Here is a 17,212-nt window from a genome sequence, read left to right as displayed (position 1 = left end):
AACGGGTGCGCGGTTTGCTAAAAGGTGAGGCGCGTCACGAGATCGGGCCAAAAGAGGGTGATGAGGCCAGCAAACGCCAGGAATGGGCCAAACGGGATCGGCGCGCCAGCGGCCAAGTGGCCACGTACGCGCGCCACCACGCCGATCACAGCACCGAGCGAAGCGCTCACGAGCAAAATTTGCGGTAATTGTGCGGCGCCGAACCACGCCCCGAGCGCGGCGAGCAGTTTGAAGTCACCGTATCCCATCCCTTCTTTGCCTGTGAGCCATTTGAAGAGCCAGAAGATGCTCCAAAGAAGCAGGTAGCCACTCGCAGCGCCGAGAACGGCTTGGGGTAATGGGGCAAACAGGTTTTCGAGGTTGACGAGCAAGCCCGCCCACAGGAGTGGCAGGGTAATGTCGTCCGGCAACAACTGGGTTTCCCAGTCGATGAACGCCAACGCGATCAACGACCAAGCGAACACGGCAGCACAGAGTGACACGACCGTGAGGCCAAAATGCCAGACGATGCCCGCAGTGACGAGCGCCGTGACCCCTTCGACGACGAGGTACCGCGCAGGAATCGCCTTGCCGCAAGCGCGACAGCTACCACGCAGCAGCAACCACGAGAGGATCGGCAGGTTTTCCCACCACGCCAGCTGGTGGTGGCACTGCGGACAGTGCGACGCGGGAAACGCAAGGTTGAAGCGCTCGGTTTCGACGCGCGCATCAGCAGAGGGGTCCGGAAGGGTCTTTGCCGTGCCTGCGCATTCGGCCAAATAGGCAGTGGCTTCGCGATACCACCGCCGTTCCAGCATCTTGGGCAAGCGGTGGATCACGACGTTGAGAAAACTGCCCACCACCGCGCCGAGGAGTGCGGCAGCTCCGACCCAGAAGAGCAGAGGCAATGTCTGTGTTGGCGTCATCGCAATTCCTGCGCGTTTAGCCGACCACTTGTCCGAGTTTGAAGATCGGCAGGTACATGGAGACGACGATACCGCCGACGACCACGCCGAGGAAGACCATGATCACCGGTTCCAAAAGCTGTGAGAGCGACGCGACGGCGTCGTCCACCTCCCTTTCGTAGTATTCGGCGATTTTGTTGAGCATGTCGTCGAGTTGCCCCGACTCTTCGCCAATCGAAACCATTTGCGGCACCATCGCCGGAAAGACGCCGGCGTCGATCATCGCAACGGTGAGTGCGACCCCTTGGGTCACCTGGGTGCGAATCTGCTCAGTGGCGTCGCGGTAAACGGCATTTCCCGCCGCATCGGCAACCGAAACCAGTGCTTCGTTGAGCGGCACGCCCGCGGCGAACATCGTCGCAAGGGTACGCGCCCAGCGCGCGATCGCTGCTTTTTGGAGAATGACCCCGACGACAGGCAGTTTCAGTAGCAGACGATCGACACGGTCGCGAAACGTTTGCGATTTCCGGTGCGTGAGCACGAACGCCACCACCGCGGCGATCAGCGTACCGAAAATGGCCCACCACCACGCGACGAAGAATTCGGAGATCGAGATGACGAGGAGCGTGGGCGCCGGAAGATCGGCGCCGAAGCTCGAAAAGATCTCTTTGAATTGCGGGATCACGAAAATCATCAAAATCGAGATGACGATGAACGCAACCACGACCACCGCGGCGGGATAAAAGAGTGCCGATTTGATCTTACTTTTGATTGCGATGATCTTTTCTTGGTAGGTTGCGATGCGGTCGAGCAGATCGTCGAGGACCCCGGCGTGTTCGCCCGCGGCGACGAGCGCGACGAAAAGCCGGTCGAAGTAGAGCGGGTGTTTGGCAAACGCTTGCGCAAGCGAATTGCCTTGCGCGATGTCGCTGCGAATCTCGTTCAACAACCGCGCGAGCGCCGGGTTCGATGTGCCGCGAATCGCAATGTCGAACGCTTGCAAAAGCGGCACCCCCGCTTTCATCATCGTGGCCAATTGCCGGGTGAAAAGGGCGATGTCTTTTTCTTGGACGCGGCCGCGCCGCATCTTTACCGCTTGGAGTTTGCGGACGCGAATCCCTTTTTGGCGCAACGCCGATTTCGCCGCCAGTTCGCTCGCAGCCCGGATTTCACCGCGTGTTTTTTTCCCTGCGGCGTCGGTTCCTTCCCAGACGAACAATTTCTCTTCTTGGGCTGTTGCTCGTGCCACCTTCTCCTCCTTTTTAGTCGTTGGTCACTGCGAGCACTTCCGCAAGCGACGTCACCCCTTGTTTGACTTTCAAAAGCCCCGATTGCCGCAAGCTCCGCACCCCTTCGGCGCGCGCTTGTCGTTCGAGGTCGAGCGTAGTCGCGTTGGTCATGATCAATTCGCGCATCGCATCCGAGATGGGCATCACTTCGTAGATGCCAACCCGCCCCTTGTACCCCGATCCGTGGCAGCGTTCGCACCCTTTCGGGTTTGGGCCGTAGAGCGTCCAACTGCCGTCGAGGTCGGCTTCGGTAAAGCCCGCGGCAAGGAGCGCCGGTTTTGGGATCTCCTGCGGTACTTTGCATGCGCACAGGCGTCTGGCAAGCCGTTGCGCAGTGATGAGGATCACCGAGGAGGCGATGTTGAAGGGCGGCAGACCCATCGAGCGCAGACGGTCGAGCGTCGAGGGGGCATCGTTGGTGTGCAACGTCGATAGGACCAGGTGGCCGGTCTGCGCCGCCTTGACCGCGATATCGGCAGTTTCGAGGTCGCGGATCTCACCCACCATGATGATGTCCGGGTCTTGGCGCAAAAAGGCGCGCAACGCCGCGGCAAAGGTCAACCCGGTTTTTTCGTTGATATTGACCTGGTTGATCCCCGGCAGGTTGATTTCGACCGGGTCTTCGGCGGTCGAGATATTGACGTCGGGTTGGTTGAGGATGTTGAGACAGGTGTAGAGCGACACGGTCTTCCCCGACCCCGTTGGCCCGGTGACCAGAACCATGCCGTAGGGACGGTGAATCGCTTCGAGAAGCGCCGCTTTCTGATCGGGTTCGTACCCCAACGCGTCGATGCCGAGCATCGCCGAAGAGGGGTCGAGAATGCGCATCACCACCTTCTCTCCCCAAAGGGTGGGGAGGGTCGAGACACGAAAATCGATCGCTTTCTGGCGGTTGAGCACCAATTTGATGCGGCCATCCTGCGGGACGCGCCGCTCCGAGATGTCGAGCCGCGCCATGATCTTGATCCGCGCCGTGATCTTGTCTTTGAGCGCAAGCGGCGGACGCGCCACTTCCCGCAAGACGCCGTCGGCGCGAAAGCGGATGCGGTAGTGTTTTTCGTAGGGCTCGAAGTGGATGTCGGATGCCCCTTCGTTGATCGCATCGAAAAGGATTTTGTTGATGAATTTGACAACCGGGGCATCGTCGATCTTTTCGTCGCTTGGGGTGGCTGTTGCGCGATCCTCTTCCGAGTGGATTTCGGCCGAGAGGTCAAGCGCTTCGTCAGTCAGGGACGCGAGCGCGTCGGCTGCCGATTGGAAAAATTCGTTGAGCGTTCGCCATAGGGTCTTCGCAGGAACGACGACGGGTTCGATCGTCTGGCCGCTTTGGAAGCGCAACGCATCGAGCAGTTCCACTTGCGAAGGGTCGGCCATCGCGACGACGGTTTTCCCTTTCCGCCGCGAAAGGGGAAGCACGCCGTGTTTGAACGCGAGTTCGCGATCGAGCAGATCTTTGGGGATTTTGTCGAGATCGACGGCATCCAAGTCCAGGATCGGGATGCCGAACTGCTCGCCGGCAAAATGGGCCAACCGCTTTTCCGAGAGATCCGCGATCGTGATCAGCGTGAGCAAGACACCGAATGGCCCCTCGTCGGGCTGTGCGAGCGCGCTTTGCAATTGCCCCTCGTCAACCCAGCCCGCGTGCACCAATGCGCGCATGAGACCCGTGATGTGGCGTTTGGCGTTCATTCGCTACGTTCCTCAGAAACGCGACGCAGGCGCGCGACGCGGACCGTTCGCGAGTCGGTTTGCACGATTTCGACTACCACCTCGTCAAAACGGACCGCGGTCTCCCCGTCCGGGAGCGCTTGTAACGTCGCAAGCAGTAAGCCGTTCAATGTCCGTCCACGATCTTCCGGCAGGCGGATTCCCAGCGCGCGGTTGATGTCGCGAATCAACGTCTCTCCGGGTAGCGTGACCCTGCCCTGTTCATCCCACTGGATCGGGTGCGAGCCCGACAGCGACGTGGTAAATTGCCCAACGATCTCTTCGACGATGTCGTCGATCGTCACCAACCCCAAAAGCTCACCGTATTCGTCGACCACCAACGCAAGCCGCTGTTGCCGTTTTTGGAACTCGTTGAGTTGTGTCAATACTGGGGTCTTGGCCGGGATGAAATAGGCGGGCGTTGCCCGCTTTTTGAGGAGTTCGCGCGAAAAGGGTTGATCCTGCAACAGCGCGCTCAAGATCTGGCGGGCGTGCACGATTCCCAAGATTTCGTCCGATCGGCTGTCGATAAGCGGCAGCCGGGTGTGGTATGCCGTTGCCAACTGCTCACGCAACGCATTTTCGTTTTCGGAAAGGTCGAGCGATTCGATCGCCCGTCGCGGTTTCATCACGTCGGCAACGGTAAGGTGTTCGATGTCCAGGAGGTTGAGCAACAGCTCACGGTGGTTTTGGAAACGCCACACCGACGTTTGCCTTAGCAGCATGCGAAGTTCTTCGAGTGAGTAGCTGTTGAGATCCCGCCGTCGATTGAGGCGCAACAGGGTCAGAAGCCCCTTGACGAAGAGATTGACGAAATCGACGATCGGACCGGTGAGTTTCAAGAGCACCGTGAGCGGCCAGGCGAACCAGAGAACCAAAGTGTCGGCGTAGCGTGCGCCGATTGCTTTCGGGGTGATTTCCGAAAAGACGAGGATCACGAAGGTCAGAACGAAGCTGCCGACAGCGAGCGCGCTTTCGTGTTCGCCAAATAGGGCAAGGGTGATCACCGACGCAAGTGTCGCCGCGCCGACGTTGATCACGTTGTTCAAAAGCAGAATGACGCCCAAGAGGCGGTCTGTGTCGGCCAAGAGCACCGTGGCAAAGTGGGCGCTGCGGTTGCCGTGCGCAGCCAGCGCCTGCAAGCGAAGACGGTTTGCCGCCATCATCACCGTTTCGCTCATCGACGCCAGAGCAGAGCCGACAAGGAGCGCGACGAGCGCAACGAAGTGCCAGGGTGTAACCGTGACAAGTTGGGACGAGGCGCTCATGCCGATCGATGGTTCAATAAGAAATCACGAACGAAATGAAAACCCAGGTAAGCAAGCACGAGGAGCACGATCCCGCCCCACAACCATCGCAGCGCCGTTTGGCCGCGCCAACCATAGCGCCAGCGCCCGAGAAGCAGCACGGCGAAAACAAGCCACGCCGAAAGAGAGAAGACCGTTTTGTGGTCCCAGCGCCAAGGTAGACCAAAGAGGGCTTCGGAAAAAAAGATTCCGGTGAGGTTGGTCAGCGTGAGCGCAGCAAATCCCATTCCAATCATGCGAAAGAGTTGTCGCTCCATCGTCATGAGCGGCGGCAGACGCTCCAACCATCGGAAAAAACGGTGGCGGTGCAGCGCCTGTTCGGCAAGGGTCATGAGAAAAGCGTGGATCGCGACCACGGAAAAGAGCGCATAGCTGACGATCGCAACCAAGAGATGAGCAACCAGTGCCGGGCGACCGGCGGCGACCACCGGATCGAGCGAAAGCGGCAAAACCGCCGCAACGATGGCAACCGCTGCAGCTGCTGGCGCATGGATGAGCGTTGCCCAGTGGCCTTCGGGACGGCGCAGATCCCACGCCAGGATGATGCCAGCCAACCAGAGGGTGAGGGAGAAGACCGGCGCCACACCCAAACGGATCCCGCTCGTCACGCCGCCAAAGAGGATCGCCCAGACTGCAGCGGCATGAACCAGGAGTGCGGCGACGTAGGCGGGGCGGAGCCAATGCGGTGGGCAGGATTGTAGGTCGGAGACACGACAGTGGCGCCACCCCCCGACCGCGACGAGGGCGTAGCAAAGGGCTGCGGCCAAATGCAGTAGAATCGACGTCATAATGCAAAAGTGTAACCGATTCGGAGAGATTTGAAGATGCTCGACCAACTGACCCAACGCCTCAGCCGTGTGGTGAAGACGCTCCGCGGGCAGGCGCGCTTGACCGAAGAGAACATTCAGGAGGCGCTGCGTGAGGTGCGCATGGCGCTTCTCGAGGCCGACGTTGCGTTGCCTGTGGTCAAAGCCTTCATCGAGCGGGTGCGGAGCAAAGCAGTCGGGCAAGAGGTGATCGGTTCCCTCACCCCAGGGCAGGCGCTCGTGGGGGTCGTCTTTGATGAGCTGAAAGCCTTGATGGGGGGGGGTGAGGCACCGCTGCAACTCAACGCGCGGCCTCCCGTCGTCATTTTGATGGCGGGGTTGCAAGGGGCGGGTAAAACCACCACGGTGGGCAAATTGGGGAAATGGCTCAAAGAGACGAAACGCAAAAAAGTGCTCACGGTCTCCACCGACGTCTACCGCCCAGCGGCGATCGAGCAATTGGCTACGGTCGCACAAGCAGCAGGGGTCGACTGGTTCCCTTCGCAGCCGAGCGAATCGCCCATCGCGATCGCGCAGAAGGCATTGGCAGAGGCAAAAAGGCGACTCTATGACGTCCTGATCGTCGATACCGCCGGTCGGCTTGCGGTCGATGAGGCGATGATGGACGAAATTCGCGCGCTCCACGACGCGCTGCAACCGACTGAGACCCTGTTCGTGGTCGACGCGATGCTGGGGCAGGATGCGGTCAATACCGCGAAAGCGTTTCACGACGCGCTGCCGCTTACCGGCGTGGTGCTCACGAAGCTCGACGGTGACGCGCGCGGTGGGGCGGCCCTTTCAGTGCGATACGTCACCGGTGCGCCGATCAAATTCGCGGGCGTCGGTGAAAAACTCGACGGCTTGGAGCCCTTCTACCCCGAGCGCATGGCCAGTCGGATCTTGGGGATGGGGGACATCCTGGGGCTGGTGGAAGCGGCGCGCAAAGAGGTCGACGAGGAGAAAGCAAAACAACTGGCGAAGAAGATCCAGTCAGGGAAAGGGTTCGACCTCAACGACTTTCGTGAGCAGATCGTGCAGTTGCGTAAGATGGGCGGGATGACCGCGCTACTTGACAAAATGCCCGCGCAGATCGCGCAGATGGCGGGGCAGCTCCCGGCAGGCAGCGACGACAAAATGATCCGACGGATTCAGGGGATCATCGACAGCATGACGCCCGAAGAGCGTGCGCGCCCGGAAATCATCAAAGCGAAACGCAAACAGCGGATCGCGGCGGGTGCCGGAGTGACGGTGCAAGAAGTGAACCGCTTGCTCAAACAGTTCGATCAGACCCAGCGGTTGATGAAGAGCTTGGGCAAAGGCGGACTCAAAAAGATGATGCGCGGTCTGGGCGGTGTGTTGCCGCGCTTGCGCTAAAGGAGGTGCGATGACGCATGCGGGAAGCGACGCGGCCGACTTCGCTGGGCCGCGGTGGCCGGATGGCCTTAGTGGCCTGCTGTGGCTTGCGCTTCGTCGTTCGCTCAGAACTTTGTTGCGTGGCGAGGCGATCGGCGCGTTGATCTGGCCCGTGCTCGTCGCCAGCCTCATCTGGCTGGTCGTGGGTGCGCTGGCGTGGGAACCGGTCACGGCGATGGTGGGCGGTTGGCTCGAAGCAGCCGGTTCCCCCGATGGCGCGGCAGCGGGTGACGTGCCCTGGTGGGCGGGGGCGCTGGCGATTGGCGTGAAGTTTGCCTTTTGGCTGGGGGTGATCCCACTCATCTACGTGACGGCGCTGGTGCTGTTGGCGGTGTGGACACTGCCGGGGCTGATTCGTCGGATCGCGCAACGCGATTACTCCGCGCTCGAATTCCGTCATGGGGGCTCGGTGGCGGGCAGTATCGTCAATACCCTCGTCGCGGTGCTGCTCTATCTCTTGGGTATGGTGGCGACGCTGCTCCTGTGGTGGGTACCTGGTGCGCTTGTCCTTTTTCCTTTCGTCCTCACCGCCTGGCTCAACCAGCGCACCTTTGTCTATGACTGTTTGAGCGAGGTCGCCGATCGCACGGAGCTGCGTCGCGTAGCCGAGCGCTACAAAGGGTGGCTCTTCGCAGTCGGTATGGTCGGGGCTTTGCTGTTGTGGATTCCGTTCGTCAATCTCCTGTCGCCGGTGCTGATCGGGATCCTGTTTGCTCATGCTACCCTGGAGCTGCTCGCTTGGGAGCGGGGGAATGGAAGAACGACGCCGACGTCGAGCCGGGAAGCGACGGAAACGAAACCAACGTGGGAGTTGCTGCCATGATCCATATCGGCGCGTATATCATCGGCGATGAGATCCTTTCGGGGCGGCGGGAAGACAAACACCTCAAGGCGCTCATCGCCATCCTCAAGAAGCGTGGGTTACGCCTCTCTTGGGCCCATTATCTGGGGGATGATCCGTTGCGCCTCACTGAAGCGTTTCGGCGCAGCTTCGCTACGAGCGATGTGGTCTTTAGCTTCGGCGGGATTGGCGCAACGCCCGACGACCATACGCGGCAGTGCGCCGCTGCCGCGCTGGGGCGGCGTCTTGTCTTGCACCCGGAGGCCGAGGCGCTCATTCGGGCTCGGCTGGGTGCGGACGCGACGCCGCAACGCCTGGAAATGGGGGTTTTCCCGGAAGGGGCGCGGATCATTCCCAACCCGTACAACCAGATTCCCGGTTTCAGCGTCGAACACCACCACTTCGTTCCCGGTTTCCCGCGGATGGCGTGGCCGATGGTCGAATGGGTGCTCGATACCTACTACCGTGACCATTTCGCTCGCGAAGATTGGGTGGAAGAGAGCCTCATTGCCTGGGATGTCCGTGAAGGCGACCTCCTGGATCTGATGCAGCAGCTTACCGAAAAGTATCCCGAAGCGACGCTTTTTTCTTTGCCGTTCCTCAAGGAGGAGAGCGGCGGTCGCTGGCGGCTCGAACTGGGGTTCAAAGGGCCTGCCGCGCAGGTTTCGCAAGCGATCGCGGAGCTCAAAGCGGCGCTGACGGCGCGGGGGGTTGCCTTCGCTCCGTAAAGAGCGCGTTGGCGGGAACGATCCCTCTCTTGGCCTGGTCGGCACTTAACTTTTTCGCCAGCTTTTTCACTTCCGCAGCCGCAGCGGCCACCGCCCGGTAGCTGTCGAATTGCTGGGGCAGAACCGGTAGTGCGCCTACAGTTAGTGCGGAAAGGGGGTGAAAGACCACGTTGCCACGGCGATCTTCTGCTTCGATGCCGCCGCGCTGCCAGTCGTCGCTGCTGTAGAAACTGGGAAGCGCGGCGGTGTAAGCGGAAAAGAGCGCCGTGATCCGTTCTTGCCACGCGGGATCGCGAAAGAGGACGATGAAGTCGTCGCCGCCGATGTGGCCAATGAAGTCTTCCGGATGGGTGACGTGGCGCTTCAGGAGTTCCGCAACCAGCCGAATCAGTTCGTCGCCGCGCTCGAATCCATAGAGATCGTTGTACGCTTTGAAGTGGGCGATGTCGACGTAGGCGACGACAAACGGTAGTTGCTGTGTGAGTAGGCTTTGGATGCGGTCGTTGATCGGCAAGTTTCCGGGAAGGCCGGTGAGCGGGTTGGCGTACCGTGCCGCTTCGAGTTGCAGCTCCACCAAGGTGCGCAACAGCGCCTGCCCGTCGCCAAGCCCCAGGTATTTGCCGCTTTCGCCGACGACGAGGAACGGTCGCCCCAGCTCGGTGAGCGCGAGCGTTTGCAGCTGCTGGGAGAGTTCGTGGATGGTCGCGTCGGAGCGGATCGCAAACGCTTTGCTCAGGTAGTGCTGACACGATTTGCGGCCAAAGAGTTCGTGGCGGTAGGGACGGGCGAAATCTTCCAGGAACGGGTGGCGGAAAATGAGACCCAGGGGACGTTCGTCCGTATCGACTACCGGGATTGCGCTCAAATCCGGATCGGCGGTGAAACGGGCATAGATCGTTTCGTTGTTCGTTTCGAGCGTTGCTGGCGGGATTGCGAGTGCGAGCGAAGCCACGTTCCGGGTGTGCGCTTTCGTGAGCACCTGCGCGTTCCCTGTTTGGAGCCATTGCCGCCGTTTCTCCGTGGGTAGCGAATCAACCAGCGTTTTTTGCGGTGGCGCGAACAGAAAACCTTGGACGAAGTCGAACCCCAACTGCTGCACCAAATGCCATTCCGCCGCTTTTTCCACCCCTTCTGCGACGATGCGGCTTCCGGTGGTCTGGCTCAGCATCACCACCGCTTCCAGAAAACGGCGGACGGCGCCGTCCGTTACCGCTTGGTGGACGAAGTGGCGATCGAGTTTGACATAGTCGGGACGGATTTCCGACCAGACACGAAGCGACGCGTACCCTTCGCCCAGATCGTCGATCGCGATCTCGAACCCTTGGCGGCGGTAATGGGTTACTGCCTGCCGCAGCGTGTCATAGTCCAGGTGTGGTGATGCTTCGGTAATTTCGATCACCACCTGGCTCGGTGCCATGCCGTGCGCAGTGAGAAGATGGCGGGTCCACCCTTTTTGGGCGCCCTGGATGAACGCGAGCGGCTCGACGTTGAGGAAGAGCTTGTGCGGCGCACCATTGGCGATTTGGTGCGCATAGGCAGCGATCGCCGCTTCGCGGCAGGCGTAATCGAGTTCGGCGATACGCTGCGCCGCGCGTGCTGCGGAAAAAAGCGCGTCTGGTCTGGCCAGTGGGCTGTCTTGCGGCCCACGGATCAGCGCTTCCCAACCGTAGCAGGTGAGATCACGGGCCCGCCAAATCGGTTGGAAATGGGCAACGAGGGCGCGTCGACACAGAATGTCGTCCAATGTCAGTCGCCAGTCACTTGTGTCGTCGTTGCGGATGTGTGACGTGTAATGGATCGCGTTCATGGGGTTTTCTGCAACGTTGTGGTGCGCGTCGGTTGGCATATTGGTATTGGGTCGGTCATGGTAGTTCAAGCGGCGTCGTGTGCGCGCCATTTGTCGCGCAATTCGTCTGTCAATGCCGCAAAGGCTTCGTCACTGAGCAGCAGCTGGTCGAGTGCAGCTTGCCCCAATTTTTCCCACTCATAGTGTTCGTCGCGTCCGGACCATAAGTTCGCGATTCGTTCCGCTAAAATGGCGATACTGATCCGGTTGAGGATCTCGGGTGCGTGATCCAGTTGAAAGACGTTGCGATCGTGGTGGAGGGCGATGGCATCGACGACGTTTTTGGGCAAGTGCCAATGCGAAGCGAGCAGGCTGCCGACGACTGCGTGATTCGTCGCGTGTCGCTCGTCCTCCACCGCGGTGAAGGCGCGCGTGAATTCGCGGTTGGCATCGTGCAAGGTTTCAGGATAATCGGGAAAACGTTGCCAAAGAAGCGCAATCCCACAATCGCGAAACAAGCCGAAAAGGTAGGCTTCGCTGGGGTTGAGGCAACCCAGATGGGACGCGATCGCGGCACTCAACGAAGCAATGCGTACGCTGTTGTCCCAGAACCGCGGCATTGGGGTGGAGATCTGATTGCGTAACGCGATTGCGGTGACCAGCGTCACCAGCGTTTCCACACCTAGGAGCGTGACCGCTTGGCGGATCGATTCCAACGGACGTGCGATACCATAGGCTGGCGAATTGACCGTTTTCAGTACCGCAGCACTCAGTGCGAGATCTTGCGTGACCAGATCGGCAATAGTACGCATGCTGGGGTGTTTGCGCTGTAATTCCTGGTCGATCGCCGACAGGATCTGCGGGCGCGGAGGAATGGGGATGTTGGCGAGAAGCGGGTCGGTTGCGCTTCGTTCTTGCGCCTTTTCTGATGCGTTCAGAGATGGCATTATCGCTTTCCTCCCGGTATCGTCGGTGCTGGTGTTTGGTCGAAAGGGTAGCGGATCGAGATGACGATTTGATGACAAGGAGCGACGACAGAATGGAGCCAACGGATTCGATCGATGAAGCAGCGGTGGTCGAGCAGATGCGTGCTTGGATCGAAAGGGCCGTGATCGGGCTGAACTTATGCCCGTACGCCAAAGCCGTTTGGCTCAACCAGCAAGTGCGCATCCGAGTAAGCGATGCACGCCACATCGATCATTTTCTGGAGCATTTGGACGAAGAGCTGGAGCGGCTCGTAACGACTGACCCGAAGGTCCTGGACACGACGCTTCTCGTCCACCCCACCCTTTTCCCTGATTTCGCGACGTTCAACGATTTCTTGGATCTGGCCGAAGCCTGTTTGGAGGACCACGATTTGGTTGGGGTGATCCAGATCGCGTCGTTCCATCCCCAATTTCAATTTGCCGAGGAGCCGGAAGGGGATTGGAGCCACTACACCAATCGGGCACCGTACCCGACGCTGCACCTCCTGCGCGAAGCCAGTATTGCGCAAGCGGTTGCTGATCATCCCAACCCCGACGCGATCTGGCAACGCAACGTAGCCTTGATGCGCGAATTGGGGCGGTCGGGGTTGGCGAAGCTGAAGATCTGGCCGGAGTTGGAAGACGAAAAAAAGTAAGGCGCGCCTAAAATCTGCGCGTGCGGTCGGCCTCGCGGCGCGAGCGGTCAGGTGTCGGCGTTCGAGGGGTCGAGCAATGCGATCAAGTCGTCACAGAGCGCATTGTATTCTTCTTCGGAGAGTAAGAGAAATTCCAGAGCGGCATTTCCGAGTTTTTCCCATTCGTAGTTTTCGGTCAAACGCATGGCCCGGTAATCGATTTGTTCAGCGATAAGGGCTGTCGCGATCAGGTTGAGCGCCATGTTTGAGAGGCTTTCTGAAGCAAAACAGTCCAGTTCATGGTGGTGCGCAATCGCTTCACAAATCGGCTCTGGAAGTCCCCAATTCTTGGCAAGCAGACTCCCAACAATCGCATGGCTGGTTTGATGGCGTTCTTCTTCGACTGCGGTGAAGGGGCGCTGAAATTCGGCATTGGCGGCGCGGAGTGTTTCGAGATAATCCGGAAAGCGGGCCGCCATCAGAGGAATCCCACAATCGCGAAAGAGCCCGAACAGGTAAGCGAGATTAGGGGACAGATTTTTCAGTTGTTTGGCAATGGCTGCGGAAAGGAGGGCGATCCGTGCCGAACTGTCCCAGAAACGCTCGAGTTTTGGGGTGGCAAGGGTATGACGCACCGTAAAACCGGTCACCAGGGTAGCGATGTTGTCCAAGCCAAGCAGGGTGACCGCCTGATCGATCGATTCCACTTTGCGCCGTAAGCCGTAAAAAGGGGAATTGACCGTTTTCAACACGGCGGCCGAGAGCGCGACATCGCTGGCAACGAGCCGAGAAAGTGCGCGCAAATCGGGCGCATCGGATTGGAGTGCAGAAAAAAAATCTCCGTCAGGATTTGGGGGCGAGGCGGGATCGCGATGCGCGCGATCAGCTGCTGTGCGGTCTGCTCACTCAGAGGTGGATTGTTCATCGCCGTGGCTCCCTTCGAACGCCCAGTCCCGGGGCGTGAGCAATTCATAGAGTCGTGCTTCGGGTGAGCCGGGCTCGGGATGCCAATCGTAGCGCCAATGGACCACTGGGGGCAGGGACATTAAGATCGATTCGGTTCGACCCCCTGTTTGCAGGCCGAAGATGGTTCCCCGATCCCAGACCAAGTTGAACTCGACGTAGCGCCCGCGCCGGTAACATTGGAACTGCCGCTCCCGTTCGCCGTAGGGGTGGTGGCGGCGCCGCGCGACGATCGGCAGATAGGCGGGCAGGAAATGGTCGCCGACCGCAAAGGTGAGCCGTTGTGCAGCGTCAAACGGGGTGTTGCCGTCGGCGCCAAGATCGTCGAAGAAGAGGCCGCCGACGCCCCGTGGTTCGTTGCGGTGTTTGAGGAAGAAGTAACGGTCACACCACGTTTTCCATTCCCGGTAGCACGTATCGTCTCCGCCACCGGCATGGACCGCGTCGCGGCAGGTGCGGTGGAAATGGACGATATCTTCGACGAACGGATAGTACGGGGTGAGATCCATCCCGCCGCCGAACCACCAGACGTCAGGCTGTGTGTCATTGCTGTGCGCGACGAAAAAGCGAACGTTGAGGTGCACCGTCGGGCAGTAGGGGTTACGCGGGTGGAGCACGAGCGATACGCCCAGCGCTTCGAACGGGCGGCCAGCAAGTTCCTGACGGTGCGCCGTGGCGGAAGGGGGAAGGCTCGCCCCCCGGACATGGGAAAAGTTGCAGCCGCCCCGTTCGAAGAAGCGGCCATTTTCGATGAGACGGGTAAGCCCATCGCCTTGCAGACGGTCACCAGCGGGACGAGACCACGCATCGGTGTGAAACGGCTCACCGTCGAACGCTTCGAGCGACGAGACGATTTCGCGCTGGAGCGCAAGAAAACGGTCACGCAGTTCGGCGATTGGCAACGCCATCACGACCGTCCCGGTTTGGCAATGGCGCGGTGGCCGATGTCGCGACGCATCTGTTTGCCCGGGAATCGAATCTGTTCGGCGACGGCATAGGCACGCTGTTGTGCCGCGGCAACCGAGTCGCCCAATGCAGTGACCGCAAGGACTCGCCCCCCTGCGGTGACGAGGGTGCCGTCGTCGCGTTGCGCCGTGCCGGCGTGGAAAATCAACACCGAATCGTCATTGATGGCAAGCGGTGTCGGTTCTTTAGGTAGGCCCATGATCGGGTCCCCTTTCTTCGGCGCGTTGGGATAGCCTTGGGCAGCGAGCACCACCGCAAGCGCGACACGCCGATCCCATTCGGCAGTGGCGTCACCGATTCGCCCTTCGAGCGCGGCTTCGATGAGGTCGACAAGATCCGATTTGAGCCGCGCCATGATCGGTTGGGTTTCCGGGTCACCCATGCGGCAGTTGAATTCGACCACAAAAGGCGCGCCATTGGGCGCGATCATCAGCCCGGCATAGAGGAATCCGACGTAGGGCGTACCCTCTTCAGCCATCGCAGCGAGTGTGGGACGGATGATTTCCCGCATCACGCGCGCATGCACGTCGGGGGTGACGACCGGAGCAGGGCTGTAGGCCCCCATTCCGCCCGTGTTGGGCCCCTGGTCACCGTCCAAAAGGCGTTTGTGGTCTTGGCTGGTCGCCAGCGCCAACGCCTCTTTGCCGTCGGCGATCACGATGAAGCTCGCTTCCTCGCCTTCCAGGAACGCTTCGATGACCACACGCGCGCCCGCTTCCCCCATTTCCCGGCTCACCAACATTTTGTCGATTGCCGCATGTGCCTCGTCGAGCGTTTGCGCAACGACGACGCCTTTCCCGGCCGCGAGCCCATCGGCTTTGATGACGATCGGCGCGCCTTGGGCGTCGACGTAGGCGTGCGCTTTGTCGGGGTCAGAGAAGGTGGCGTAGGGCGCCGTGGGGATACCGTGCCGAGCCATGAAGGCTTTGGCGAACGCTTTGCTGGCTTCCAGCTGGGCAGCCGCTTGCGTCGGTCCGAAAATCGTGAGCCCTTCGGCTTGGAACGCATCGACGATTCCCGCCGCAAGTGGCGCTTCGGGGCCCACCACGGTGAGATCGACGTGATGGCGCTTTGCCGCGTCGATCCAGGAGGGAATGTCATTCGCGGGGAGGTTGCGACATTTTTCCGTCGCGGCGGTCCCGGGGTTGCCTGGCGCGACGAACACGCGCTGCACCCGCGGCGACTGCGCGAGTTTCCAGGCAAGTGCATGTTCGCGACCGCCGCTCCCAACCACCATCACGGTTAAACCCAGATGTTTCATCTTGCCCTTCCTCTGCTTCGCCTTTCTTTCTTGTATGACCGATCCGCTTCGTTTTGGTGTCGAGTGGCGCTCAGTGACGGAAATGGCGCATGCCCGTGAAAACCATCGCAATCCCGTGTTCGTTTGCGGCTGCGATCACCTCTTCGTCGCGCACCGAGCCCCCCGGTTGGATCACTGCAGTGGCGCCCGCTTGCGCAAGGACATCGACGCCGTCGCGAAACGGAAAGAACGCGTCCGACGCCACGACCGAACCGCGCACCTCGAGCCCGGCGTTTTGCGCTTTGATCACGGCGATGCGCGAGGAGTCCACACGACTCATCTGGCCTGCGCCAATCCCGATCGTTTGCCCGTTTTTGCCGTAGACGATCGCGTTCGATTTGACGAATTTGGCAACGCGCCAGACAAAGAGGAGGTCGCGCATTTCGTCTTGCGTTGGTGTGCGGCGTGTCACCACTTTGAGGTGAGCGGGATCGAGCAGGTCGGTATCGTTGGACTGGACGAGCAATCCGCCGCCGATGCGCTTGAGATCCTGCTGCGCAACCGCCGGACCCCACGGACAGCGCAAAACCCGGACGTTTTTCTTCTCCGCAAGGCGCGCTCGAGCTTCTTGGGTGTAATCGGGCGCGATCACTACTTCGAGGAATTGCTGCGTCAGGGCTTCGGCTGCTGCGGCATCGACCACGGTATTGAACGCGATGATCCCGCCGAACGCAGAAGTGGGGTCGGTTGCGAACGCCTTGCGGTAGGCATCCGCTGCGCATTCGGCTACGGCAACGCCGCACGGGTTGGCGTGTTTGACGATCACGCACGCTGCTCCGTCTTGCTGGGGATCGAACTGTTTCACGCATTCCCACGCGGCGTCGGCATCTGCCAAGTTGTTGAACGAAAGGGCTTTGCCTTGCAGCGTTTCGGCAAGCGCAAGCGCGCCCGGCGCCGGATTGAGGTCGCGGTAGAACGCCGCCTGCTGGTGCGGGTTTTCACCATAGCGAAGCGGCATCACCAGGTCGAAGGAGAGGTGGAGGGCTTGGGGCCAGGTGGCGTCGCCTTCGAGCCGTTGTGTGAGGTAGGTGCTCACCATTGCATCATATCGCGCCGTGTGGGTGAAGGCTTTCGCAGCAAGACGAAAGCGTGTGGCGTAACTCACTTGGCCGCGGTTTTTGAGTTCGTCGAGCACGGGCGTGTAGTCGGCCGGGTCGACGATCACGGTGACGCCACCCTGCTCGTCGCCGTGGTTTTTCGCTGCGGCGCGAACCATCGCCGGCCCGCCGATGTCGATGTTTTCGATCGCCTCGGCCAGCGTGCAGTCGGGACGGGCAACCGTGGCGGCAAACGGATAGAGATTGACGGCGACGATCTCGATGGGGGGGATGTCGTGCGCGGCGAGCGTCGCGATGTGCTCGGGGTTGCTGCGATCGGCGAGGATGCCGCCGTGCACGCGTGGGTGCAGCGTCTTGACACGGCCATCGAGGATTTCCGGAAAGCCGGTGTGTTCGGCAACGTCGGTGACGGTCAAACCGGCGTCACGCAACGCTTTCGCGGTGCCGCCGGTAGAAAGCAGCGTGTAGCCCAATTGCGCCAACGCTTGGGCAAAGGGGATGAGGCCGGTTTTGTCGGAGACGCTCAAGAGCGCGGTGCGGTGGGTCATCGGTGGTTTCCTCGAT

At 60.6% G+C, this 17,212-nt stretch carries 14 protein-coding genes and 1 pseudogene; 4 read left to right on the top strand and 11 right to left on the bottom strand.

Annotation, left to right across the window (positions count from 1 at the left end; genetic code table 11):
- Positions 1–17: 17 nt before the first annotated feature.
- The 5 genes from KUL93_RS02105 to KUL93_RS02085 are packed head-to-tail and all read right to left on the bottom strand — an operon-like array spanning position 18 to position 5,975.
- On the bottom strand, positions 18–905 hold the full coding sequence (locus KUL93_RS02105) for a prepilin peptidase (protein WP_217125476.1): 888 nt from the start codon (positions 903–905) through the stop codon (positions 18–20).
- A 16-nt stretch (positions 906–921) separates the two neighbouring features.
- Positions 922–2,133 carry a type II secretion system F family protein gene (locus KUL93_RS02100; protein ID WP_346731615.1) on the bottom strand — a complete coding sequence of 404 codons (1,212 nt, stop codon included), beginning with the start codon at positions 2,131–2,133 and terminating at the stop codon, positions 922–924.
- A gap of 13 nt (positions 2,134–2,146) precedes the next feature.
- Positions 2,147–3,862 (bottom strand): type IV-A pilus assembly ATPase PilB, encoded by a 1,716-nt coding sequence (gene pilB / locus KUL93_RS02095; RefSeq protein WP_217125475.1) that lies wholly within the window; start codon positions 3,860–3,862, stop codon positions 2,147–2,149.
- Positions 3,859–5,148 (bottom strand): HlyC/CorC family transporter, encoded by a 1,290-nt coding sequence (locus KUL93_RS02090; protein ID WP_217125474.1) that lies wholly within the window; start codon positions 5,146–5,148, stop codon positions 3,859–3,861. The genes pilB and KUL93_RS02090 overlap by 4 nt, the downstream gene beginning before the upstream one ends.
- Positions 5,145–5,975 (bottom strand): cytochrome C assembly family protein, encoded by an 831-nt coding sequence (locus tag KUL93_RS02085; protein ID WP_217125473.1) that lies wholly within the window; start codon positions 5,973–5,975, stop codon positions 5,145–5,147. Before KUL93_RS02085 ends, KUL93_RS02090 begins: the two co-directional genes overlap by 4 nt.
- 36 nt (positions 5,976–6,011) lie before the next feature.
- Here KUL93_RS02085 and ffh point away from each other — a divergent pair, with 36 nt between their 5' ends.
- Genes ffh through KUL93_RS02070 form a run of 3 tightly spaced genes read left to right on the top strand, consistent with a single transcriptional unit; the run spans position 6,012 to position 8,975 of the window.
- Positions 6,012–7,367: a signal recognition particle protein gene (gene ffh, locus KUL93_RS02080; RefSeq protein ID WP_217125472.1), complete on the top strand. Its 1,356-nt coding sequence runs from the start codon at positions 6,012–6,014 to the stop codon at positions 7,365–7,367.
- A 10-nt stretch (positions 7,368–7,377) separates the two neighbouring features.
- Positions 7,378–8,229, top strand: coding sequence for an EI24 domain-containing protein (locus KUL93_RS02075; RefSeq protein WP_217125471.1), 852 nt, complete (start codon positions 7,378–7,380; stop codon positions 8,227–8,229).
- Positions 8,229–8,975: a competence/damage-inducible protein A gene (locus tag KUL93_RS02070; protein WP_346731619.1), complete on the top strand. Its 747-nt coding sequence runs from the start codon at positions 8,229–8,231 to the stop codon at positions 8,973–8,975. Before KUL93_RS02075 ends, KUL93_RS02070 begins: the two co-directional genes overlap by 1 nt.
- Here the strand turns inward: KUL93_RS02070 and KUL93_RS02065 are convergent.
- Together KUL93_RS02065 and KUL93_RS02060 are read right to left on the bottom strand one after the other, a co-directional pair.
- Entirely contained in the window at positions 8,932–10,872 is a 1,941-nt protein-coding gene (locus KUL93_RS02065; protein WP_217125469.1) for a bifunctional diguanylate cyclase/phosphodiesterase, read from the bottom strand. The genes KUL93_RS02070 and KUL93_RS02065 overlap by 44 nt on opposite strands.
- Positions 10,848–11,708, bottom strand: coding sequence for an HDOD domain-containing protein (locus KUL93_RS02060; protein WP_217125468.1), 861 nt, complete (start codon positions 11,706–11,708; stop codon positions 10,848–10,850). Before KUL93_RS02060 ends, KUL93_RS02065 begins: the two co-directional genes overlap by 25 nt.
- Before the next feature lie 92 nt (positions 11,709–11,800).
- Between KUL93_RS02060 and KUL93_RS02055 the strand changes: the two genes are divergently transcribed.
- Positions 11,801–12,382, top strand: coding sequence for a DUF1415 domain-containing protein (locus KUL93_RS02055; RefSeq protein ID WP_217125467.1), 582 nt, complete (start codon positions 11,801–11,803; stop codon positions 12,380–12,382).
- Between the two features lie 47 nt (positions 12,383–12,429).
- On the opposite strand, the pseudogene KUL93_RS02050 reads toward KUL93_RS02055, so the two are convergent.
- From KUL93_RS02050 to purH, 4 genes and pseudogenes are all read right to left on the bottom strand, one after another.
- Positions 12,430–13,179: pseudogene (locus KUL93_RS02050) on the bottom strand (HDOD domain-containing protein); the annotation flags it as partial.
- Positions 13,180–13,263: 84 nt separating this feature from the next.
- A complete protein-coding gene (gene hemF, locus KUL93_RS02045; protein WP_217125465.1) occupies positions 13,264–14,232 on the bottom strand; it encodes an oxygen-dependent coproporphyrinogen oxidase in 969 nt (322 codons plus the stop codon).
- Positions 14,232–15,551, bottom strand: a complete 1,320-nt coding sequence (purD, locus tag KUL93_RS02040) for a phosphoribosylamine--glycine ligase (protein WP_217125464.1) — start codon at positions 15,549–15,551, stop codon at positions 14,232–14,234. The genes hemF and purD overlap by 1 nt, the downstream gene beginning before the upstream one ends.
- A gap of 70 nt (positions 15,552–15,621) precedes the next feature.
- A complete protein-coding gene (gene purH, locus KUL93_RS02035; RefSeq protein ID WP_119335254.1) occupies positions 15,622–17,196 on the bottom strand; it encodes a bifunctional phosphoribosylaminoimidazolecarboxamide formyltransferase/IMP cyclohydrolase in 1,575 nt (524 codons plus the stop codon).
- Between the last annotated feature and the right edge of the window lie 16 nt (positions 17,197–17,212).

Source organism: Hydrogenophilus thiooxidans (assembly GCF_019049855.1).
In the GTDB taxonomy this organism is placed as follows: Bacteria; Pseudomonadota; Gammaproteobacteria; order Burkholderiales; family Rhodocyclaceae; genus Hydrogenophilus; species Hydrogenophilus thiooxidans.
Note: the sequence above shows the minus strand (reverse complement) of the source record. Positions and strands in the feature narration are given on the sequence as shown.